Origin of the sequence: Parahalioglobus pacificus (genome assembly GCF_014652275.1) — a bacterium.
GTDB classification, from domain to species: Bacteria; Pseudomonadota; Gammaproteobacteria; order Pseudomonadales; family Halieaceae; genus Parahalioglobus; species Parahalioglobus pacificus.
This window is the reverse complement of record NZ_BMYM01000001.1, coordinates 936,727-957,929: the sequence shown is the minus strand read 5'-3', so window position 1 is coordinate 957,929 and position 21,203 is coordinate 936,727. Positions and strand designations below refer to the sequence as shown.

The following is a 21,203-nucleotide window of genomic DNA, read 5'->3' as shown; positions in this document are numbered from 1 at the left end:
TGCAGCTTTTCCCTCAGCTAAACGCGGTCGATGCGTATTAGATGATGAAATTGTGACAGCAACATGACACCTACTGTATCACGTTGCTGCATGCAGCAGATGGGCTCGAGGTATCCGCCTCAGCGAAGACTCGCGTTGATGGTTTGCAGCACCTTATTGCCCGGACACAAATCCGATTCACCCAGTGTATTCAGCGGTCGCTGTGAGGTCTCGAGCACATCGTGAAGATCTCGGGAATCACGGTCCATGTAAATCAGGCCTGTCAGAATCTGGCCAGCATCACGGTGCCGCTGCAGTGTCATCATGGCCGATCCACGATCAAAAGGATCCAGATTCTCATCAACCTTGTTCAGGTGAATTACAGAACCGTCGTGCATGGTGACCTCGTGCGGACTCCCCGCATGATATCGGGTAGTAATCTCTTCTTTCATGGGCACGAAATCGACCGTGCCAGTAGCCTCTGAATGCTCGCGCACAAACTCGTAGCTCTTGGTCGAGGCCGGGTTGTTGTTGAAGGTGACACAGGGTGAGATCACGTCGATCAGGGCAAATCCGTGGTGACTGATGGCTGCCTTAATCAGGGGTACCAGCTGCTCCTTGTCACCGGAGAAACTGCGAGCCACGAAGGTGGCACCTAATTGCAATGCCATACCCGGCAGGTCGATCGCGCTGAATGGGTTTGGATCGCCTTTTTTACTGGCCGAGCCTTCATCGGCGGTCGCGGAATCCTGTCCCTTCGTGAGGCCGTAGCAACCGTTATTCATCACGATATAGACCATATTCAGGTTTCTTCGCACGGCATGCGCAAACTGCCCCATCCCGATCGAGGCGGTATCACCATCACCGGATACGCCCAGGTACAGTAAGTCGCGGTTGGCCATGGCGGCACCGGTGACCACCGAGGGCATGCGCCCGTGCACCGAGTTAAAGCCGTGTGACTTGCCCAAAAAATACGTGGGTGCCTTCGATGAGCAGCCAATACCGGACAACTTGGCAATGTGGTGTGGCGCGATAGACAGCTCGTGCACCGCCTTGACGATGGAGCCACTGATAGAGTCGTGACCGCATCCAGCGCACAAGGTGGAAATCGACCCCTCGTAGTCCGCGCGCGTATAGCCAAGGTCATTGACAGGCAGATCGGGGTGGCGGAATGACGGTATCTGGTAGCTCATGCGGATTCTCCTGCGCTGGCGGCAACAGTTTTATGCAGTGGTAGCACATTGCCGCCCAGGTGTTTCTTTATCTGCTTGCGAATGTTTCGGGCACTGATGGGGTTGCCATCAAAGCACAGCACCGACTTGAGCTTGTCCGGGCCAAACTCGAACTCCGCCATCAGCAATGTGCGCAATTGTGCGTCGCGATTCTGCTCGATGACGAATACCTCGCGATGTTTCTCGATGAACGCTTTCACTTCATCATTGAAGGGGAAAGCCCGGACACGCATGGCGTTGAGGTGCACCCCGTCCTGGGCAAGGTAGTCCAGTGCTTCGCGGGACGACTCCTCGCTGGTGCCAAAGTAGATGACGGCGCTGTCCGTCTCCTGCGCACTTTCGGTAACCTCCGGCTTGGGCACATGCTCCTTGATGGTGTCCCACTTACGAAGCAGCCTCAGCATATTTTTCTCGTACTCTTCACCCTTCTCAGTGTAAACGGCGTACTCATCGCGCGATGTACCCCGGGTGAAGAACACACCCTTGTCCGGGTGCGTACCGGGGATCGTTCGGTAGCAGATCGCATCACCGTCCACATCCAGATAACGACCGAAGTCATCCAGCGCGTCTAATTGCTCTGCAGAGAGCACCTTCCCGCGGTCGTAGCGGCGCGAATCATCCCACTCCAGTGGTTCGGACATATTGTCATTCATGCCCAGGTCGAGGTCGGTCATCAGGATGATGGGGGTCTGCAAACGTTCGGCCAGGTCAAACGATAGCGCCCCAAAGTCGAAGCACTCTCGGGGTGTTGATGGGAACAGGAGCACCTGCTTGGTGTCGCCGTGTGATGCGTAGGCTGCGGCCAAAATATCCGACTGCTGCGTTCGCGTCGGCATTCCCGTTGACGGACCAGCCCGCTGCACATCGAACAGCACCGTGGGAATTTCGGCAAAGTAAGCCAGACCGAGAAACTCTGCCATGAGTGACACACCGGGCCCACTGGTCGCTGTAAAGGCTCGGGCGCCATTCCAGCTTGCACCTATTACCATCCCAATAGCGGCAAGTTCATCCTCGGCCTGAACAATGGCGAAGTTGGTGCGCCCTGTACCGGCGTCGATACGCAGGCGCTTGGCATACTTTTCAAAAGCGTCGACCACCGAGGTTGACGGCGTGATGGGATACCAGGCTGCGACCGATGCCCCGCCATAAATGGCGCCCAGTCCCAATGCTGTATTACCGTCCAGTAGGACCTTGTCGCCCACCTCATCCGCAGAGCGAACACGGATACCCAGGGGACACTTCAAGTTTTCACTGGCGTACTGGTGCCCGAGCTCCAACGCATGGATGTTTGGTGTGATCAGCTTTTCTTTGCCCTTGAACTGGTCAGCGACCAGCTCCGTCAGGGCCTTGAAGTCCATATCCAGCAGCGCTGCAAGTGCGCCGACATAAATAACGTTTTTGAACAGCTGACGCTGCCGAGGGTCCTGATACTGCTCGTTGCAAATACGTGTCAGCGGAATGCCAATAATATTGACATCGTTGCGAATCAGGCGCAGATCAAGCGGTTTGGTGTTGTCATAGATGAAATACCCCCCCGCCTCTACTTCCTGAATATCCTGCGGCATGCTCTGGGGATTAACCGAGAGCATGATATCGACGCCACCGCGTCGCCCCAGATATCCCTTTTCGCTCACTCTAACTTCATACCAGGTGGGAAGGCCCTGAATGTTGGACGGGAAGATATTTTTGGGACTGACAGGCAGGCCCATACGAAACAGGGCTTTCGCAAACAGGTTGTTGGCACTGGCCGAGCCGGTGCCGTTCACGTTCGCGAACTTGATGACAAACTCGTTAACTGACTCCAGCGGCGTGACGCTGCTCTTCATACTGCTCATGCCGCGTGCCCCGCTTTGCTCACGTTGTAGAGAAACTTCTGCATATCCCAAGCTGTGGTGGGGCATCGCTCTGCGCACAGTCCGCAGTGGAGACACACATCCTCGTCCTTCACCATCACCCGTCCGGTAGGCAAGTCTTCTGACACGTAGAGGTCCTGCGCAAGATTATTGGCGGGACCGGTTAATCGGCTGCGCAGGCCTGCCTCTTCACCGTTCGCAGTAAAGGTAATGCAGTCGGTAGGGCAAATATCGACACAGGCGTCACATTCTATACAGCGTGTTTCCTCGAAAACTGTCTGTACGTCACAGTTGAGGCAGCGCTCGGCTTCTTTGTAGCCCGTGCTCTGGTCGAAGCCCAGCTCGACTTCCAGCTTGCGATCACTCAAGGCCTTGTCCAGCGGCGCCAGCGGCACAACATAGCGCTCGTCTGACTCGACGGCGTTATCGTAGCTCCACTCGTGCACGCCCATCTTTTGGCTGAGCAGGTTGGTCAACGGCGACGGCCTGTCGGTCACTGACTCGCCACGCAGGAGCAAATCGATTGATACCGCTGCCTGATGCCCCTGGGCAACGGCGGTAATGACATTCTCTGGTCCGAAGGCAGCATCGCCCCCGAAAAACACTTTCTCGTTGGTTGACTGGAAAGTCACGCGGTCCACTACCGGCATATCCCACTCACCAAACTCGACGCCGACGTCGCGCTCAATCCATGGGAAGGCGTTTTCCTGACCAATGGCCATCAGTACATCGTCAGCTTCCATAAACACCGGATCTTCACCAGTAGGCACAAGGCTGCGCTTACCGTTGTCGTCATACTGCGCCTCAACCTTCTCGAACAGCATGCCAGTCATCTTGCCGTCTTCGATGACAAACTCTTTGGGGACATGGTTGTCGTAGATAGGGATGCCCTCATGCATGGCATCTTCTTTTTCCCAGGGCGATGCCTTCATATCGGCGAAGGGGCTGCGTACAACGACACGCACATCCTCACCGCCAAGCCGTTTAGACGTCCGGCAGCAGTCCATCGCTGTATTTCCGCCGCCCAACACCAGCACGCGCTTTCCGATTTTGTCTGTGTGATCAAACGCCACGTTGGATAGCCAATCGATACCGATATGAACAGCATCACCAGCCTCGTCGAGGCCCGGCAGTTTCAACAGCTTTCCGCGCGGAGCGCCGGTACCGACGAAGATTGCGTCGTAGTCCTTTTCCAGCATCGCCTTAAGACTCTCGACCTCCACATCGAAAAAGGTCGTGACACCCATATCGAGAATGTAGTTCACCTCTTCATCCAGCACTTCGAGGGGAAGTCGGAACGAGGGGATCTGCGAGCGCATCATTCCGCCGCCTGCGATCTGGTTGTCGTAAATGTCGATGTCATAGCCCAGCGGCATCAAGTCCCGGGCAACAGTCAGGGACGCAGGGCCGGCACCGATGCAGGCAATACGCTTACCGTTCTTTTTCTCGGGGATGGGTGGCAGTCGATCGGCGATGGAAGACTTATTGTCGGCAGCAACCCGCTTCAGGCGACAAATCGCCACGGGCTCCTCATCAATCCTGCCCCGGCGGCAGGCAGGCTCGCAGGGTCGGTCACAGGTTCTGCCCAGCACGCCCGGGAACACATTGGACTCCCAATTCACCATGTAGGCATCGGTGTAGCGCTCTGCCGCGATCAGCCGGATGTATTCCGGCACTGGCGTATGAGCAGGACAGGCGTACTGACAATCCACGACCTTATGGAAGTACTCTGGATTTGCCGTGTCGGTAGGCTTGAGCATGATATGACCCTATCGTTATCGCTTATTCGGCCGTACCCGCTATTACAGTGCGGGACCGCTAGGAGTGTGTCACAGGTGGGTACGGTTTTCACCCGTCGGGAGATGGGTTTCCCGTTACTATTCCGACACTTGGCGGTGATTTCGAGGGCTTCAGGTCAATATTTCAGCCCACCGGAATACGGATCAAAACCAACCGAAGAGCCAGCCGTCATCCTGGAGGGATTCCTCGCAAGCGGCGAGCTGGTGCGTGTAGGTCACTGATCGCCGCTGCACCTTGCGCGCAACGTCTATCAGCCATTGTTTAGACTTGTAGCTACCGCGATTAAACCCGCCCTGCCCTTCATGGTAGGCCAGGTAGAGATTGTAAGTATCGTTCTTGGCAATGCCGCTGCGGCGGAACGATTGGTGGTTGTACCAGCCAATGAAATCGATGGCATCGCCAAAGTCGTCTCGGTCCGCACCGTAGCGTCCTGCACTGCGTTTGTAATCACGCCAGGTGGATTCCAAGGCCTGGCTGTAACCGTAAGCATCAGAGGGCCTGGGGCCAGGGATGAAACCGAAAATCTTCTTCCTGGGCGGCTTGGCCTTGGCGTGGAAACGGGATTCCTGATGCATGATCGCCATCATCACCGGAATGGGGCTGCCCCACTCTTCCTTTGAATCGGACGCGTCGTCGTACCAGCCTTTCTTTTCGCGAAACATATGACAGATGTCACCCGGCTTACTGGGCGGCGCTGTTGTACAACCGGTGGTAATAACAAGCAGTAACAGGATGACTCCGCGCATCAATGGTGCTCCTCCAGCAGCTCAAGTAAGGCCGCCTCATCAATAACATCAATACCCAGTTCATTGGCCTTGGTTAGCTTGCTGCCTGCACCGGGGCCCGCTACCAGACAGCTGGTCTTCGCAGACACGCTACCCGCTACCTTGGCACCCAGCGCCTGCAAAGCCGACTTGGCTTCATCGCGAGTCAGGGATTCAAGTTTGCCGGTAACCACCCAGGTCTGGCCTACCAGGGGCTGTCTTTCAACGGCAGGCGTGTCCATCACCGGCCACTGTACACCACTGTCCAGCAGTGATTGCACGACACTCAAGTTGGCAGGGTTGTCGAAGAACTGCCTCAGGTGATCAGCCACCACCGGCCCCACGTCATCAACCGCCAATAGCGCCGCCTCGCTGGCAGTGGCTATGGCGTCGAAGGTTTGGAAATGTTGTGCCAGCCCGGCCGCAGTCGCCTCACCCACCTCGCGAATGCCAAGTGCAAACAAGAAGCGCGGCAGCGTGGTCTGTTTACTACGATCCAGCGATTCGCAAAGGTTATCGGCTGACTTGGCACCCATGCGATCCAGCGATAGCAACGTGTCGTGCTGCAACTGATAGAGATCTGCCACGGACTTCACCAGACCCTCGTCAACGAGCTGCTCTACCAGCTTGTCCCCCAGGCCATCAATATCCATTGCGCGACGCGACGAAAAATGTCGCAGCGCCGCTTTCTGTTGTGCTGCACACACCAGGCCACCGGTACACCGCTGGACGGCCTCGCCCTCCTCACGCTCCACCGGTGAGCCGCAAACCGGACACTGTGATGGGAACACTATTTCAGCTGCGTCATCAGGGCGGCGTTCTGGCAACACCGAGACGACCTGGGGAATCACATCGCCGGCTCGACGAATCACCACCGTGTCGCCGATACGAACACCAAGACGCTGAACTTCGTCAGCGTTGTGCAGCGTGGCATTACTCACCGTAACGCCGCCAACAAACACCGGCGCCAGCCGGGCGACAGGCGTGATTGCACCCGTGCGTCCCACTTGAAACTCAACGTCAACCAGCTGAGTGAGTTCTTCCTGAGCAGGAAACTTTCTGGCTATCGCCCAGCGTGGGGCGCGTGCCACAAAACCCAGTAGCTGTTGTTGTGCGATGTCATTGACTTTGTACACAATGCCGTCGATGTCGTAAGACAGCCCGTCACGCTTATCAGCGAGCTGCTCGTAATAACGCTCCGCCGCGTCTACACCGTTCACAACGCGGGATTCGGCATTGATACGAAAGCCCCAGCTATGCAGCCGCGCCAGACACTGATCATGCAGCGCCGGCAGCTCCCCCTGATCCACAAGACCCACGCTGTATGCGCACATCTCAAGAGAGCGTTGCGCGGTAATGCTGGCATCGAGTTGCCGCAAACTGCCGGCGGCGGCATTCCTGGGATTGACGAAGGGCTTTTCACCCTGCTCCCTGGCCCGCGCATTGAGCGCTTCGAAGCCGGCTTTGGGCATGTAGATTTCCCCGCGCACCTCGAGCAGGCCGGGATACCTCTCACCTCTTAGCTTGAGCGGGATGGAGCGAATGGTGCGCACATTGTGCGTAATGTCTTCACCGGTACGCCCATCACCGCGCGTGGCGCCACGCTCTAACAATCCGTCGCGGTAGAGAAGACTGACGGCAATACCGTCAAGCTTGGGTTCACAGGCATACTCGATGGGCCCGGGCACGCCAAGGCGTTCAACCACACGGCGGTCAAAGTCACGCAACTCGGCCTCGTCGAAAGCATTATCCAGTGAGAGCATGGGCATCTCGTGGGCGACCTGGCTAAAACCTTTGATCGGCGCGCCACCCACTCTCTGGGTGGGTGAGTCTGCTGTCAGTAACTCGGGGTACTCGGTCTCAAGCGCCTGAAGCGCGCGCAGTGCACGGTCGTACTCGATGTCCGGTACCTGGGGGTCATCGAGCACATAATACTGGTATCCCCAGTCATCCAACTGCTGCCGCAACCGGGCAACCTGTGAGGAAGTCGTATCGACCACGGCGTCGTGGAGCGTCAGGTAGCTTTGGCGAGCATGCGCCGTTCGAGATCGCGAATCTGCTGGCGACAGTGCTCAAGAGTTTGACGAGTCATAACACTACGGGTTTCGTCGAGCACATCGCCCCCAAGATTGCGCGCAACGGTCTGTGCAGTCTCAACCATGTAATCAAACGCCTGCATCATGTCCTGCGGGCCCGGGAGGGTGACGAAAAATACCAGCCCTGGCGTTTTGAACTCGGCCATATTGTCCAAATCAAAGACACCCGGCTGCATCATGTTAGCCACACTGAACTGTATCGCCCCACGCCCGGCCTCAAACTCGTGCCGATGGAAAAAATCCATATCGCCGAAGCGTAAATCACAGGCCAACAGAATGTGCATGATGTCTTCGCCCCTGAATCCTGTTGGATCACGGGTAACAACATTGATCATGAAGACCTCAGGATCAATGTTGCGAGGCAAGGTACCTGCTTCGGGTTTCTCACTTTGCTTGGCAGGCCCGGATGCCGGCATGTCGTCCAGCCAGTCAATATTTTCCGGCTCTGGCTCATCGCTGCTAAGACCGGTGACCAGTGCAACTTCGTCGTCAGGTTCATCGGCCATCTCAGGGATGTCCGGCTCAGGCGCGTCAACTGACTCTGGCTCATCCACTGCCGCTTCGTCAGTAGACGCCTGCTGTGCTGCCGGCGCTTCTGCGCCTGATGTAAAGCCTGCTGCTGCATCGAGCAGGTCACTACGGTCGACAACTCGCGCGCCGCCATTGGGCAGCTCTTTAAGCCAGCTAATGTCCTCATCGGCCGCAGCGGCATCGTCCGGAGCGGGATCCGACAGCTTCATTTTCACGCGTGAATAGCGCTCTGAGCGCACCCTTCGCCACGCATCAATAAGTACTGCAAAGATCAGCAGTACCCCGGCTATTACCATCCAGTCGCGAATCGTCAAATCCATTGTCGCCGTGCCTACACTCCTTTCGCGCCGCCGTGTTAGCTGGCAGCCAATTCCGCTGCCTCGTCCACATCCACACTCACCAGTCGTGAACAGCCTGGCTCATGCATGGTGACACCCAGCAACTGATCTGCCATTTCCATGGTGATCTTATTGTGGGTGATAAAGATGAACTGCACCTTGTCTGACATTTCCTTCACCATCCTTGCGTAACGGCCTACGTTGGCGTCATCCAACGGTGCATCAACCTCGTCGAGCATACAGAACGGCGCTGGGTTCAGCTGGAAGATCGAGAACACCAGCGCAATCGCGGTAAGCGCCTTCTCACCGCCCGACAGCAGATGAATGGTGCTGTTCTTCTTGCCCGGGGGCCTTGCCATGATAGAGATACCGGTGTCTAACAGATCCTCACCGGTCAACTCCAGATAGGCGCTGCCACCACCAAACACGCGCGGGAACAGTTCCTGCAGGCCATTGTTTACCTGGTCAAATGTTTCACGGAAACGGTTTCGCGTTTCTTTGTCGATCTTGCGAATTGCCGATTCCAGCGTCGCTAACGCCGTTTCCAGATCTTCGTTCTGCTCGTCCAGATACGTTTTGCGCTCGGACTGCTGCGTAAACTCATCGATCGCTGCCAGGTTAATCGGGCCAAGACGGGCGATACGATTAGCGAGACGTTCAAGGTTATTTCGCCACTCGGCTTCATTGGCCGTCTCGGGCATGGTTTCGAGCACCTGCTCAAGATCGTGCTCGGCCTCCTTCATCTGCTGTTCAATGGTGTCGCGTTGGACCTGCTGGCCTTGATTGCTGAGACGCTTCTGCTCTAACTCACTGCGCACGCCGTTAGCCCGCTGCTCAATGGCTGCGCGCGCCTGCTCGGCCTCGCGCAACTTATTCTCCACCTCGGCCAGCTGTGTGCGCGCCTCACCCAGCTCGCCTTCTGCCTTCAACCGCAGTGCCAGCTGCTGCTCCAAATCTGCCTGCAGCTGCTCTGCCGGCTGATCGTTCTCTGACAGCGTGGACTCCAGACCCTCGCGACGTTCTCGCAACTGTGCGACCTGGCTCTCGGTTCGGGCAATAGAGTCGCGCATTGCCTGGACCTGGGTTCGCAGCGATTGTGCGCGCATTGCGGCTTGATGCGCGGCATCTTTATCGTGGCGAGCCTTCTGACGCACAGAGTCCAGGTCGGTACGGATGCCGTCGCGCTCGGACAGCAGTGTCTCGCGTTGCTGCGAATCGGATTCCATACGTTCAATAGCGGCAGCCAGCGTGGTTCGCGCCTCGCCAATAGCACCCTGCTCGCTGGCGAACTGATCCCTCGCTTCCTGTAGCTCCCGCGCCAACCGCTCACGGCGTTCCAGTATCTGCTCGACTTTTGCGCGCTCTGCTGACAGCTGCGCACTAATGTCGGCATGTTCACGAGTTGCGCCCTGCAGATCACGTTGCAGCTGCTCGCGTCGTGCCTCCAATTCGGTTAGGGTTTCGCGAGATGTTTGCTGGCCCTGCTCCAGCAGTGCGGTTTTCTGCTCAGCCGCCGCCACTTCCGCCAGCAACTTTTCAAGATCCGCCTGCCGCGCAATCATGCCTGTCTCGTCACTGGAGCTGCGCGAAACCCTCAGCCAATCGGGGCCCAGCCAAAGCCCGTCGGGGGTTATCACCGACTCACCGGGCTGAAGGGACGGACGCATTCCCATCGCTGAGGGCAAGTCCTCTGCCGTGCGAACGCCGGCCAATAACTGTGCCGCCGCGCCAGAGCCACTCACGTGCGCGGCCAGATAGCCGGCGCCGCTCGCCGAGGCACCATCACCGCCGGCCACCAGCGTCAGCGCGCCTTGCTCAAGTTCGCCTAACAGGCCACTGAGCGCAGAGATATCATCGACGCAGACGGCCTGCAGATCGTCGCCGAGCACGGTTTCAACGGCCAATTGCCATTGATCCGCCACCTGTAGCGATTCAAGAAGACGCGGCCTACTCGACAGATCGCTGCGTTGCAGCCACTCCGACACCTGTTCACCGCCACTAAGCGCCGCCTGCTGCAACGCCTCCAGCGAAGCCTGGCGCCCGCGCAGTTGCTGCAGCTGGGAACGGTGCTGATCCAGGTCTTTGGCTGCAGAGGCCGAGGCATCCCGCGCCCGGGCAATCTCGTCTACCAATCCGCCGCGGGTGTTCTCAAGCGTCTGCATCTGTTCGGCAGCGGTTTCCTGCGCCTGCTGTAACTGGCGAATATCATCGTCAGCCGGGCCGGCTGTCAGACCACCCTGTTCCTGCTCCAGTTTTGCCTGCCGCTCCTGCAAGCGGCGCAATACCTGCTCGAGATGCTGAATGCGTGATTGCTGCACTTCCGCCTGCTGTCGAGGCTCTGCAGCGTGACTATTGAAGTCATCCCAACGCTGTTGCCACTGGTTCATGGCCTGCTCTGCACCCTGCAACGCCTCGGTGGAACCGGTCTCCGCTTGCTGCAGGGTCTGCAGCTCGGGTTCCAGCTCGCCCAGCTCCTGCTCCCAATTACCCAAGCGGTCTCTATCACCTTTTAGATGGCTTTGTGACTCGGTGAGGTTTGCGCTGGTGGAGGCCAGATCTTCCGCCAGCTGTCTTGCTCGCTCCTGTTGGTGCTTGATGGTTTGTTCTATGCGGGCCACCTCAGAACCCAGCGCGTAGTAGTGTCCCTGAACCTTGTTCAGCTCATCACTACGTTCGCTGTGGTCTACACGGTGCTGCTCAATAGCGGTATCGACTTGCTGGTGCTCGGCGTGAACCGCCTCCAGCTTAACCTCGAGTTCACCCACTTCATGGCTACACTGACAGATGCTGGCATCCAGGTCGCGCCACTGCAGCGCCAATAACTGGGCCTTTTGCTCACGCTCTTCCGCTTTGAGCTCGCTGTACTTCTCAGCCGCTGTTGCCTGACGCTGCAAGTGCTGCAACTGACGCTCCAGTTCGTCGCGAAGGTCAGTGAGGCGCTCAAGGTTTTCCAGGGTGCGGCGCATGCGGCTTTCTGTTTCCTTTCGCCGCTCCTTGTATTTGGAAATGCCCGCAGCTTCCTCAATGAACACGCGCAGGTCTTCGGGCTTTGACTCGATCAGGCGAGAAATCATGCCCTGCTCGATAATCGCATAGCTGCGTGGCCCCAGGCCCGTGCCCAGGAAGATGTCCGTAATATCCCGGCGGCGGCATCGCGTGCCATTGAGGTAGTACTCAGACTGCCCCTCGCGCGTTACCAGGCGTTTTACCGAGATTTCGGAGTACGCCGCGTACTCGCCGCCGACACCGCCGTCGGAGTTGTCGAACACCAACTCAATGGAGGCCTGTCCGACGGGTTGGCGATTGACTGACCCGTTAAAGATCACGTCCGTCATAGACTCGCCGCGCAGATTCTTGGCGGAGCTCTCGCCCATCACCCAGCGAACGGCGTCAATAATATTGGATTTGCCACAGCCGTTCGGTCCGACAACCGCAGCCATATTGCTTGGAAAATTGACCGTCGTGGGGTCAACGAATGACTTGAACCCGGCCAGCTTGATCGACTTTAGTCTCATATCACCTTAAATACCGGCTTTATGTGATTGTTTTGTATGCTTTTATTCTGTTTTTTAGGTGTGAGCACAGATCGCCACAACACAATATGTAGTGTATCGACTTTGTTTTAATAACACTATGGTTGGCAGGGATAAATCGTAAAAATGTGCCGACGGGGTCGCTGTCAGGAGCGCGGTGCCAGGTCTAGCGCAATAACCTCGTTACCCATGTCCGGCGTTATCGGCCCGGCCTGCCCTAGCCACGTGGCATTAGCCTCTCCTGGCTGGCCGCTCGGTGACAGCTGCACGAATACCATAACGTCACCCGCCTCTGAGAGAAGCTGCCCGGCCATGGAATTACCGTCCTCAAGCCGCAGGACCGCTGGCAATTGAGCAACCGTAATGCGCTGTACAGCGATTGGCATCCGGCTGTCACTGCCGGCAGCGCGTGCCAGCACGAAGACGGTATCGCTCGGGTTAACGTCGGCTGACTCGGGCAGACTCACACGCACCGTTACACCAGCACTGGACACGGCCGGCGGTGCATTGGAGGCAGCCCCTGGTGCCACCGGGTCGTCGTTGATCTGCCCAGGGTCGCCAGATAAGCGCATGCGCGCCTGTTCGATCACCGAGGCGATCATCTGGGCGCCCTCACTGCCGGCGGGCTCAGCGGCCATCAGACGCTCCCAGTATGCAATGGCTGCGCGATACTGTTCTTGCTCAAAGGAGGCCATACCTAACAGGCCCAGCGCCGAACGCTGCCCGGGATCGATGGCCAATGACTGCTCCGCCAATAAGCGACTATCGTCGCTGAGTACCCGCCCCTTCGCCATAAAGTCAGCTTGGGCGGCAAAGGCCAGCGCCTGCGCATCTTCGGGCGCGGCGGTTGCCAAGTCCCGATAGACCGTGCTGGCCTTCGCATAATCCTGCTGCGTCATGTAGTAACGCCCAAGCAGCGCACTGTAGCGCAGATTGTCGGGGCGCTGAGCAAGGCGCGACTCCATTGCTGCAATCAGCGCCGACATTTTTTGCGGCGAGCTATCCTCGTTGAGACCCTGTAAATCGCGGGTGATTGCAACATCCGGCGCCGCGCCCAGTTGCTGGTAGAGGAAACCCGACATCGCAATCACAACAGGGAGTAACAGCCAGCTGTGAAAACGACCACTCGCGCCGGCGATCGCGGGCTCAACTGCCTCTGTGTCCTCTAGCAGTCTTAGCTTGGCGTCTTCGGACAATGCCTGACTCTCGCTGGCCAACTCTTGCTCTCGCTGGCGGTACCAGTCGACGTTGGCTTCAGTTGAGTCAGCCGGACGATCTACGCTCCTGGTGAAGGGAACAACATAGAATACGGCGCTGAGCAGCAACAGGCCCAGACAAGCGGAAAGTAGTATCACGGTGTTTTGTCCCGCCCTTCCAGCAGCGCTTGGAGTTTGGTGTCATCTACACCGGGCGCTGATTGCTCACTTGACTGACTGCGCCGAAGTACTGCCACTGCTATCGCGGCAGCCAGCAGTAGCAGTATTGCAGGCGCCAACCAGAGAATCGCGGTCGCCCTGTCAAACCCCGGCCTGTAGCGAACAAACTCGCCGTATCGGGCTACCATGTAATCAAGAATCTCTGCGTCAGTCGCCCCGGCTTCCAGCTGCTGGTAGAGCAGTCTCCTGAGGTCTTGCGCTATGGGTGCATTGGAGTCTGCAATGTTCTGGTTCTGGCACTTCGGGCAACGCAGTTCCTGGCTGAGGGCGTGGTACCGCCGCTCCAAATCAGGACTGCTGAAGGCATAGGTCTCAATAACCGCCTGCAACGGGCCGGCAAGCAACAGCGTTGCAATCACCAAACCGGAAAGTCTCACGACAAAAGGCATCAGGGAGTGTCTCCAGCGGGAGCAACAGTGCCGCCCAACTCAGCATAAATAGCCGCCAGACGCGTGCGCCAAAGCCGCTCATCAATCACACCCACGTGGCGGTAGCGAACCACACCCTGCGCATCGACAAAGTACGTCTCGGGTGCGCCATAGACGCCAAGATCAACGCCCAGTCTACCCTGCCCATCAACGATGTTGGCGATGTAAGGGTCGCCCAGTGTGTCCAGCCACTCAATGGCTGCATCATCGTCATCCTTATAATTGATGCCGTAGATCGCAACACCCTGTTCTGCCAGCGTCTGCAGGTAGGGATGCTCCACGCGACAGGAGATACACCAGGTTGCCCACACATTAAACAGCGCGGGCTGACCCAGTACACTCTCGCGCGTCAGCATTTCACCGCTGTGCAAGTCGGGCAAGGTAAATGCAGGAAGCGGCTGATCGATCAGCGCCGAAGGCAACTCCTGGGGATCCAGCTGCAGGCCCCTGGCCAAAAACACAGCGAGGGCAATGAATATCAGCAGTGGCGCAAACAGCTTAAGCCGGGGACCCATCGATGCCTCCCGGCGCAGCCACTGCCGCGCGCCTGCGTCGGTAGCGTTTATCTGCCACCGTCACTAAACCGCCCAGCCCCATGAAAATCGCACCGAGCCACATCCAGCGCACCATGGGCTTGTAATGAAGGCGAATGGCCCAGGCGCCCTGCTCGCCTACGGGCTCACCCATTGCAACGTACAGGTCACGCCACAGACCCGGATCGATGGCCGCCTCGGTCATAATAGAGCCGCTAGCCAGGTAGCGTCGTTTCTGGGGGGCAAGGTTAACCACATGCTCCCCGTCTTGCGTCACTGACAAGCGGGCCTCGTCGGCCACGTAGTTCGGTCCACGCACCGCGGCAAGGTCATCAAAACGGAAGGTATACCCAGCGACCGTCTCTACCTGCCCGGGCACCATTTTAAGATCGCGCTCGACGCTGTACTGGCTGGTAGCAACCACGCCGATAATGGTCATGGCAAACCCCAGGTGTGCCATCACCATTCCCCAGTAGCTCGGCGCCAGTCGGGCTAACCCGCGTGCCAGACTGGGCGCATTGCGGGTTTTATCGCGCAAGTCCCTGAGCAAACCGACAGCCAGCCACCCGGCCAGCAGCAACGCCAGGGCCACCCACAGGTTGAAGCCATCGGCGCCCAGCAGAGGCAGCGTCAGGCTGCACACGACCACGGCCACGGCGGGCAACGCCAGATCCCTCAGCCACCGGGAACCCGTGTCGGATTTCCAGCGCGACAAGGGCCCTACGCCCATAAAGGGCACCAGCAAAGCCATCAGGGGCAGGAATACCGCATTGAAATATGGCGGCCCCACGGAGTATTTGCCCTGCCCGAGGGCATCCATAAACAGCGGGAACAATGTGCCAAACAGTACCGTGAGCGTCGCCACACTGAACACGACGTTGTTGACCAGCAACAGGGACTCACGCGATACCCAGCCGAAGGTGACGCGGCTGCTCACGGTGGGTGCTCGTAGCGCATAGAGCGTCAGGGACCCACCGACGACAATTGCCAGAAATACGAGTATGTAGAGGCCACGCTCCGGGTCGGCCGCAAACGCATGCACCGAGGTAAGCACACCAGAGCGCACCAGGAAGGTGCCCAGCAAGCTCAGTGAGAACGTGAAAATCGCCAGCAACACCGTCCAGGACTTGAACAAGCCCCGCTTTTCCGTGACTGCCAGGCTGTGCAGCAGGGCCACGCCGGCCAGCCATGGCATAAAGGATGCATTCTCAACCGGATCCCAAAACCACCAGCCGCCCCAACCTAGCTCGTAGTAAGCCCACCAGCTGCCCAACATAATGCCGAAGGTCAGAAATGCCCAGGCCACATTCGTCCAGGGGCGTGACCAGCGAGCCCAACCTGCGTCCAGCCTGCCACCCAACAGGGCCGCAATTGCGAACGCAAAGGCCACGGAGAACCCCACATATCCCATGTACAGCAACGGCGGATGAATGATCAGCCCGGGATCCTGCAGCAGTGGATTCAGGTCATTGCCGTCTGCAGGCGTGCCTGGCAGAAGCCGCTCAAAAGGGTTGGATGTAAACAGCGAGAACGACATAAAGCCCACGCCAATAAAACCCATCACCGAGAGCACCCGAGCCAGCATGGTGAGCGGCAATTGGCTGCTGAAAAGGGCAACGGCAGCGGTCCAGCCTGCCAAAATCAGCACCCACAGCAATAGCGAGCCTTCATGATTTCCCCAGACCGCCGAGAACTTGTACATGGATGGCAGCAAACTATTGCTGTTTGAGGCAACAACCTTCACAGAAAAATCGTCCTGCAGGAACGCAACCGTCAATACGGCGAAGCTAATGGCCACAAACACCAGCACGCCCATTGCCAGACCGGGGGCCAGTGCCATCGCTTTTTCGTTGTTGCGCCATGCACCCCACATGGGAATCACACTCAGCAAAACACCCAGGCAGAGCGCGATAATCAGTGCGAAGTGACCAAACTCAGGGATCATCCGTCCTGTTGCTCCTGCAATCGCTGGGATGCTTCCAGCGCTTCTGCCACCTCGGGTGGCATATAGTTTTCGTCGTGCTTGGCCAGTACTTCGCTGGCCTGCAACACGCCGGAATCGTTGAGTACGCCTGCAGCCACTGCACCCTGCCCCTCGTCAAACAGGTCAGGCAGGATTCCGGTGTACACGATGGGCACCGAGGCTTGGTAGTCGGTCACTTCAAAGCGCACTTCCAACGAGTTATCGCTGCGCTGCACACTGCCCTCGACCACCATGCCGCCAACCCGGATCTGCTGCCCTACAGGTGCCTTACCGGCGGCAACCTCCGCGGGCGGATAGAACAAATTTATGTTGCCGCTGAGTGCGTACACCATCAGGCCGATGGCGGCGCTAGAAAACAGCACTACAAAGAGCACTAGCAATAAACGCTGTCGGCGTACCGGGTGCATCAGGTGTTTACCTCCTCTCCCTTCGCCTTGGCAGCCGCACCTTCCTGACGCCTGGCCTCGTCTGCCAACTGCGTCAGCGTGTTGCGCGCGCGTCGCCGCGGCGCGATCACTATCCACGCCAGCACAGCCAGCGTGATTGCATACGCCACCCAAACATAGGTGCCATGGCCGTCCATCGAAAGTGCTGCCTGAAAACTGTCAAAGTACATCAGCGCGACTCCGCCACCAGACGAGCAATCCAGCCCGTGCGTCGCTCACGACTGAGCAATTCAGCCCGCATGTTAAGCAAGAGGCAGCATGTAAACAGCGCATAAAAGGCCGTGATCATGAATAACAGGGGATACAGCATGCTGGGGTCAATGGTGCTCTCCCCGGTGAATTTAATCGATGCGGGTTGATGCAAGCTGTACCACCAGTCCACAGACTTGTAGATGATGGGGATATTGACGGTGCCCACGAGGGCAAGTACCGCACAGGCCTTACCCGCGGCCTCCTTGTTGTCGTAGGCCTCATAAAGGGCAATGATCCCGAGGTAGAGAAACAGCAGAATCAACATGGATGTGATGCGCGCATCCCATACCCACCAGGTGCCCCAGGTAGGCTTGCCCCAAATGGCTCCCGTGACCAGTGCGATGAATGTCAACGCTGCGCCTATCGGCGCCGATGCCCTTAATGCCACATCGGCCATCTTCATCTTCCAAATGAGACTGATCGCACCTGCGATCGCCATCACGTAGTACCCCGCCAGCGCCACTACGGCAGCAGGCACATGGATATAGATGATGCGGTAGCTGTTGCCCTGACGAAAATCAGGGGGCGTGAATAACAGCCCCCACACCGCACCGGCGAATAACGCCACGATGGTCAGCGGTAGCAACCAACGAAGAATCGAGCCAGAGATACGGTACAGCCAGGGTGGAGAACCGAGTTTATGGAAGAAGGACCACATAACGCTGCTAATTATACAGGGAGCCGGTGGCGGACAAAACGATCATGCGCACCTCAGGCATCGACACTGATGCGCAGACCAAGCGCCATCGCCAAGGGTGCCAGGGCAATGGCAAGGCACAGCATCGCACCCAGAATGGCAAGGTAGGGTGCAACCGGCAGCCCGCCAACCGATGCCACAACCGCGCCGTGACCAAAGATGAGCACTGGCAGGTATAACGGCAGGATGAGCAGCGATATCAGCATACCTCCGCGCTTGAGACCGACGGTCAGCGCTGCACCCACACCGCCCAACAAGCTCAGCACAGCAGAGCCCAGTAACAACGCCCCCATCAACGTGGGTATTGCTGAGGGCGCAAGGTTCAGCATCAGTGCGAACACCGGACTCACTAATGCTAGTAACACACCGGTCAACAGCCAATGCGCAGTGATAGCGGCCAATGCGCTTAGATACAACGGCTGGCGAGACAACAGCAGTTGTTCCAGGCTGCCATCATCAAAATCACTGCGGAACAGCGTGTCGGCAGTGAGCAGGTTGGCCAGCAGCACCACAATCCAAAAAATGCCGGGCGCAAACGTCGCTAACTGCGCTGGCGCGGGACCGAGCCCAAGCGGGAACAGCACGATCACCATCAGGAAGAACAACAAGGGGTTGGCTATCTCGATTGGCCGGCGCACGGCCAATAGCAACTGGCGTCGCACGATCAACATGAAAAAAGTCGTAGCGTTCATGACTCAGCGCCATGCTGCGAAGCAGCCTCATCCAGGGAGACCGTCGACACTCCCGGCTGGGACACGCGCTGATGGGAAGTCATGATGATACCCCCGCCATCGGCAATATGTTCAGCCATGCGAGCTTCCAGTCGCTGCACACCACCAACATCGATTGCCGTGTAGGGCTCATCCAGCAACCACAGGGGTGCCTCGCTGAGGTAGAGTCTGGCCAGATTTACTCGGCGCTGCTGCCCGGCTGATAGCGAGTTGCAAGGTCGGTTTTCGTAACCGTAGAGATCAACCGCCGCCAACGCATGATCAATCGCGGCCGCATCACGCTGAATCGCACCGGACAAATGCATAGCCAGGTTTTCTCTCGGCGTCAGCAGCGGCTTAACCGCGCTGTGATGGCCGAGATACAAGAGTTCGGCCATACAGCTGACCTCACCTTCGAAGCCAAGGCGCGATAGCCCTGCAAGAATGCGCAGCAGGCTGGTCTTACCTGTGCCGTTCGCGCCTTGCAGGTGAATCCAGTCGCCAGAATTGCAGGTCAGTGTGAGCGATTCGAAGAGCTGCCTGCCACCCCGGGCCAAGCCAAGATCGCGGGCCTCCAGTAGCACCGGACGAGTGGCCGCAGTCATGCGCTAAAGATTAACGACGCGAATGCCGGGCAGGTGCAGGTCGGTGTCGACCTCTGCACTGAGGCCGGCGAAATCGAACAGGTCCGTGTCGGCCAACTGGGAAGGCGCGACGCTCTTGATGCTGCGGAAGATGGTTTCGGTGCGCCCGGGATACTCACGCTCCCACTGGGCGAGCATCTTCTTCATCTGCACGCGCTGCAGGTTTTCCTGAGAGCCGCAGAGGTTGCACGGAATAATGGGAAAGGCTTTGTAATCTGCGTAGTTCATAAGGTCAGATTCCTTACAGTACGCCAGCGGCCGTATCACTACATTGCGCCCGTCGTCGCTCAGCAGCTTGGGAGGCATAGCCTTCAAGGAGCCGCCAAAGAACATATTCAGAAACAACGTCTCTACAATATCGTCTCGGTGATGGCCCAGGGCAATCCGATTGGCACCGATCTCCTGCGCGAAGCCGTACAGACTGCCACGCCGCAAACGCGAGCACAGGCCGCAGGTCGTCTTGCCCTCGGGGATGACCTCTTTGACGATACTGTAGGTATCTTTCTCGAGGATGTAGAACGGGATGTTGAGTGCTTCAAGATACTCCGGCAGCACGTGCTCCGGAAATCCCGGTTGCTTCTGGTCGAGATTGACGGCAACCAGCTCGAAATTGACTGGGGCGCTCTTCTGGAGATTCATGAGGATGTCCAGCATCGCGTAGGAATCCTTGCCGCCGGATAGGCACACCATCACCCGGTCGCCCTCCTCGATCATGTTGTAATCGACGATGGCATTACCGGCATTGCGTCGCAGTCGCTTCTGCAACTTGTTGAATTCAGTTTTTTCCTTGCGGGACAGTTCGCGCACGACGCCAGACCAGTTGGGTAACAGGCGCGTATTTTACGGTTGGGCACATCCAGCGTCCAGCGTGAAAGCGCCGCAAGCCTTGTGTTTTCGCGGCGTTCGCACGACAATGTGCGCCCCGAAAATCCCCGCTTTTAGTGTTTTAATTCAGGAAGGAATCCCATGAAGCAACCCGTTCGAGTGACAGTCACCGGTGCAGCCGGTCAAATCGGCTACGCACTGCTGTTCCGTATCGCCTCAGGCGCCATGCTGGGCGACGACCAGCCAGTCATCCTGCAGCTGCTGGACATCACACCGGCAATGGAGGCGCTGGAAGGCGTTCGTATGGAGCTGGACGACTGCGCATTCCCGCTGCTGGCCGGCATTGTTTGCACCGACGATCCGAATGTGGCCTTCAAGGACAGCGACTACGCTTTGCTGGTCGGCGCACGTCCCCGCGGCCCCGGCATGGAGCGCAAAGATCTTCTTGAAGCCAATGCGGCCATCTTCTCTGTACAGGGCAAGGCCATCAACGATAACGCCAGCAAGAACATCAAGGTGCTGGTCGTGGGCAACCCGGCGAACACTAACGCGCTGATCACCCAGCGCAACGCGCCTGACATTGATCCACGCAATTTCACGGCAATGACTCGCCTGGACCACAACCGCGCCATGACGCAGATTGCCCAGAAAACCGGCAAGACAGTCAATGACGTCACTCACATGACAATCTGGGGCAACCACTCGGCCACCCAATACCCTGATTTGTTCAACACCAAGGTCGACGGCACCACAGCCACCGATCTGGTTGACCTCGACTGGTATGAGAACGATTTCATCCCCACCGTACAGCAGCGCGGCGCCGCCATCATCAAGGCACGCGGCGCTTCCTCCGCAGCTTCTGCGGCCAATGCCGCCATCGACCACATGCACAGCTGGGCGCTGGGCACAGAGAGCGATGACTGGGTATCCATGGGCGTGTACTCGGACGGTTCCTACGGCATCGCCGAAGGCCTGATCTACTCCTTCCCTTGCCGCTGTAAAGACGGTGACTGGAGCATTGTTCAGGGTGTTGAAGTCGGCGAGTTCAGCCAGACCCGTATGTCAGCGACAGAGCAGGAACTTGCCGAAGAGCGCGACGCTGTTCAGCACCTGCTGCCGTAA

The 21,203-nt window shown here is 58.0% G+C and carries 18 protein-coding genes; 1 reads left to right on the top strand and 17 read right to left on the bottom strand.

Annotation, left to right across the window (positions count from 1 at the left end):
- Nucleotides 1–119: 119 nt before the first annotated feature.
- The 17 genes from IE089_RS04405 to ttcA form a co-directional block, all read right to left on the bottom strand.
- Complete coding sequence (locus IE089_RS04405) at nt 120–1,172, bottom strand: 2-oxoacid:ferredoxin oxidoreductase subunit beta (protein ID WP_189475511.1); 1,053 nt, start codon at nt 1,170–1,172, stop codon at nt 120–122.
- Nucleotides 1,169–3,046: a 2-oxoacid:acceptor oxidoreductase subunit alpha gene (locus IE089_RS04400; RefSeq protein ID WP_229802577.1), complete on the bottom strand. Its 1,878-nt coding sequence runs from the start codon at nt 3,044–3,046 to the stop codon at nt 1,169–1,171. Before IE089_RS04400 ends, IE089_RS04405 begins: the two co-directional genes overlap by 4 nt.
- A complete protein-coding gene (locus tag IE089_RS04395) occupies nt 3,043–4,824 on the bottom strand; it encodes an FAD-dependent oxidoreductase (protein ID WP_189475509.1) in 1,782 nt (593 codons plus the stop codon). The genes IE089_RS04400 and IE089_RS04395 overlap by 4 nt, the downstream gene beginning before the upstream one ends.
- Before the next feature lie 183 nt (nt 4,825–5,007).
- On the bottom strand, nt 5,008–5,610 hold the full coding sequence (locus tag IE089_RS04390; protein WP_189475507.1) for a transglycosylase SLT domain-containing protein: 603 nt from the start codon (nt 5,608–5,610) through the stop codon (nt 5,008–5,010).
- Nucleotides 5,610–7,628 carry an NAD-dependent DNA ligase LigA gene (gene ligA, locus IE089_RS04385; RefSeq protein ID WP_189475506.1) on the bottom strand — a complete coding sequence of 673 codons (2,019 nt, stop codon included), beginning with the start codon at nt 7,626–7,628 and terminating at the stop codon, nt 5,610–5,612. The genes IE089_RS04390 and ligA overlap by 1 nt, the downstream gene beginning before the upstream one ends.
- Nucleotides 7,629–7,642: 14 nt before the next feature.
- Nucleotides 7,643–8,575, bottom strand: coding sequence for a cell division protein ZipA (zipA, locus tag IE089_RS04380; RefSeq protein WP_189475504.1), 933 nt, complete (start codon nt 8,573–8,575; stop codon nt 7,643–7,645).
- A 35-nt stretch (nt 8,576–8,610) separates the two neighbouring features.
- Nucleotides 8,611–12,108 (bottom strand): chromosome segregation protein SMC, encoded by a 3,498-nt coding sequence (gene smc / locus IE089_RS04375; protein WP_189475502.1) that lies wholly within the window; start codon nt 12,106–12,108, stop codon nt 8,611–8,613.
- A 164-nt stretch (nt 12,109–12,272) separates the two neighbouring features.
- Complete coding sequence (gene ccmI / locus IE089_RS04370; RefSeq protein WP_189475500.1) at nt 12,273–13,481, bottom strand: c-type cytochrome biogenesis protein CcmI; 1,209 nt, start codon at nt 13,479–13,481, stop codon at nt 12,273–12,275.
- Nucleotides 13,478–13,951 (bottom strand): cytochrome c-type biogenesis protein, encoded by a 474-nt coding sequence (locus tag IE089_RS04365; RefSeq protein ID WP_189475498.1) that lies wholly within the window; start codon nt 13,949–13,951, stop codon nt 13,478–13,480. Before IE089_RS04365 ends, ccmI begins: the two co-directional genes overlap by 4 nt.
- Nucleotides 13,951–14,505 carry a DsbE family thiol:disulfide interchange protein gene (locus tag IE089_RS04360; protein WP_189475496.1) on the bottom strand — a complete coding sequence of 185 codons (555 nt, stop codon included), beginning with the start codon at nt 14,503–14,505 and terminating at the stop codon, nt 13,951–13,953. Before IE089_RS04360 ends, IE089_RS04365 begins: the two co-directional genes overlap by 1 nt.
- Nucleotides 14,489–16,468, bottom strand: coding sequence for a heme lyase CcmF/NrfE family subunit (locus IE089_RS04355; protein ID WP_189475494.1), 1,980 nt, complete (start codon nt 16,466–16,468; stop codon nt 14,489–14,491). Before IE089_RS04355 ends, IE089_RS04360 begins: the two co-directional genes overlap by 17 nt.
- Complete coding sequence (gene ccmE, locus IE089_RS04350) at nt 16,465–16,914, bottom strand: cytochrome c maturation protein CcmE (protein ID WP_189475492.1); 450 nt, start codon at nt 16,912–16,914, stop codon at nt 16,465–16,467. Before ccmE ends, IE089_RS04355 begins: the two co-directional genes overlap by 4 nt.
- Nucleotides 16,914–17,123, bottom strand: coding sequence for a heme exporter protein CcmD (gene ccmD, locus IE089_RS04345; RefSeq protein WP_189475490.1), 210 nt, complete (start codon nt 17,121–17,123; stop codon nt 16,914–16,916). Before ccmD ends, ccmE begins: the two co-directional genes overlap by 1 nt.
- Entirely contained in the window at nt 17,123–17,863 is a 741-nt protein-coding gene (locus IE089_RS04340) for a heme ABC transporter permease (protein ID WP_189475488.1), read from the bottom strand. Before IE089_RS04340 ends, ccmD begins: the two co-directional genes overlap by 1 nt.
- A gap of 53 nt (nt 17,864–17,916) precedes the next feature.
- Complete coding sequence (gene ccmB, locus IE089_RS04335) at nt 17,917–18,594, bottom strand: heme exporter protein CcmB (RefSeq protein WP_189475486.1); 678 nt, start codon at nt 18,592–18,594, stop codon at nt 17,917–17,919.
- On the bottom strand, nt 18,591–19,217 hold the full coding sequence (gene ccmA / locus IE089_RS04330; RefSeq protein WP_189475484.1) for a cytochrome c biogenesis heme-transporting ATPase CcmA: 627 nt from the start codon (nt 19,215–19,217) through the stop codon (nt 18,591–18,593). Before ccmA ends, ccmB begins: the two co-directional genes overlap by 4 nt.
- Before the next feature lie 3 nt (nt 19,218–19,220).
- Nucleotides 19,221–20,063, bottom strand: coding sequence for a tRNA 2-thiocytidine(32) synthetase TtcA (ttcA, locus tag IE089_RS04325; protein ID WP_189475482.1), 843 nt, complete (start codon nt 20,061–20,063; stop codon nt 19,221–19,223).
- 159 nt (nt 20,064–20,222) lie between these two features.
- On the opposite strand from ttcA, the gene IE089_RS04320 reads away from it, so the two are divergent.
- The gene (locus tag IE089_RS04320; protein WP_189475480.1) at nt 20,223–21,203 is read left to right on the top strand and encodes a malate dehydrogenase; all 981 of its coding nucleotides are present in this window, start codon (nt 20,223–20,225) and stop codon (nt 21,201–21,203) included.

Bases quoted from the DNA above. Each gene is read 5' to 3' on its own strand.
- ccmD (WP_189475490.1), bottom strand. From the start codon at position 17,123: ATGTACTTTGACAGTTTTCAGGCAGCACTTTCGATGGACGGCCATGGC.
- IE089_RS04340 (WP_189475488.1), bottom strand. From the start codon at position 17,863: ATGTGGTCCTTCTTCCATAAACTCGGTTCTCCACCCTGGCTGTACCGT.
- ccmE (WP_189475492.1), bottom strand. From the start codon at position 16,914: ATGCACCCGGTACGCCGACAGCGTTTATTGCTAGTGCTCTTTGTAGTG.
- IE089_RS04400 (WP_229802577.1), bottom strand. From the start codon at position 3,046: ATGAGCAGTATGAAGAGCAGCGTCACGCCGCTGGAGTCAGTTAACGAG.
- IE089_RS04405 (WP_189475511.1), bottom strand. From the start codon at position 1,172: ATGAGCTACCAGATACCGTCATTCCGCCACCCCGATCTGCCTGTCAAT.
- zipA (WP_189475504.1), bottom strand. From the start codon at position 8,575: ATGGATTTGACGATTCGCGACTGGATGGTAATAGCCGGGGTACTGCTG.
- IE089_RS04365 (WP_189475498.1), bottom strand. From the start codon at position 13,951: ATGCCTTTTGTCGTGAGACTTTCCGGTTTGGTGATTGCAACGCTGTTG.
- IE089_RS04390 (WP_189475507.1), bottom strand. From the start codon at position 5,610: ATGCGCGGAGTCATCCTGTTACTGCTTGTTATTACCACCGGTTGTACA.
- IE089_RS04395 (WP_189475509.1), bottom strand. From the start codon at position 4,824: ATGCTCAAGCCTACCGACACGGCAAATCCAGAGTACTTCCATAAGGTC.
- IE089_RS04320 (WP_189475480.1), top strand. From the start codon at position 20,223: ATGAAGCAACCCGTTCGAGTGACAGTCACCGGTGCAGCCGGTCAAATC.
- IE089_RS04360 (WP_189475496.1), bottom strand. From the start codon at position 14,505: ATGGGTCCCCGGCTTAAGCTGTTTGCGCCACTGCTGATATTCATTGCC.
- smc (WP_189475502.1), bottom strand. From the start codon at position 12,108: ATGAGACTAAAGTCGATCAAGCTGGCCGGGTTCAAGTCATTCGTTGAC.
- ccmB (WP_189475486.1), bottom strand. From the start codon at position 18,594: ATGAACGCTACGACTTTTTTCATGTTGATCGTGCGACGCCAGTTGCTA.
- IE089_RS04355 (WP_189475494.1), bottom strand. From the start codon at position 16,468: ATGATCCCTGAGTTTGGTCACTTCGCACTGATTATCGCGCTCTGCCTG.
- ccmA (WP_189475484.1), bottom strand. From the start codon at position 19,217: ATGACTGCGGCCACTCGTCCGGTGCTACTGGAGGCCCGCGATCTTGGC.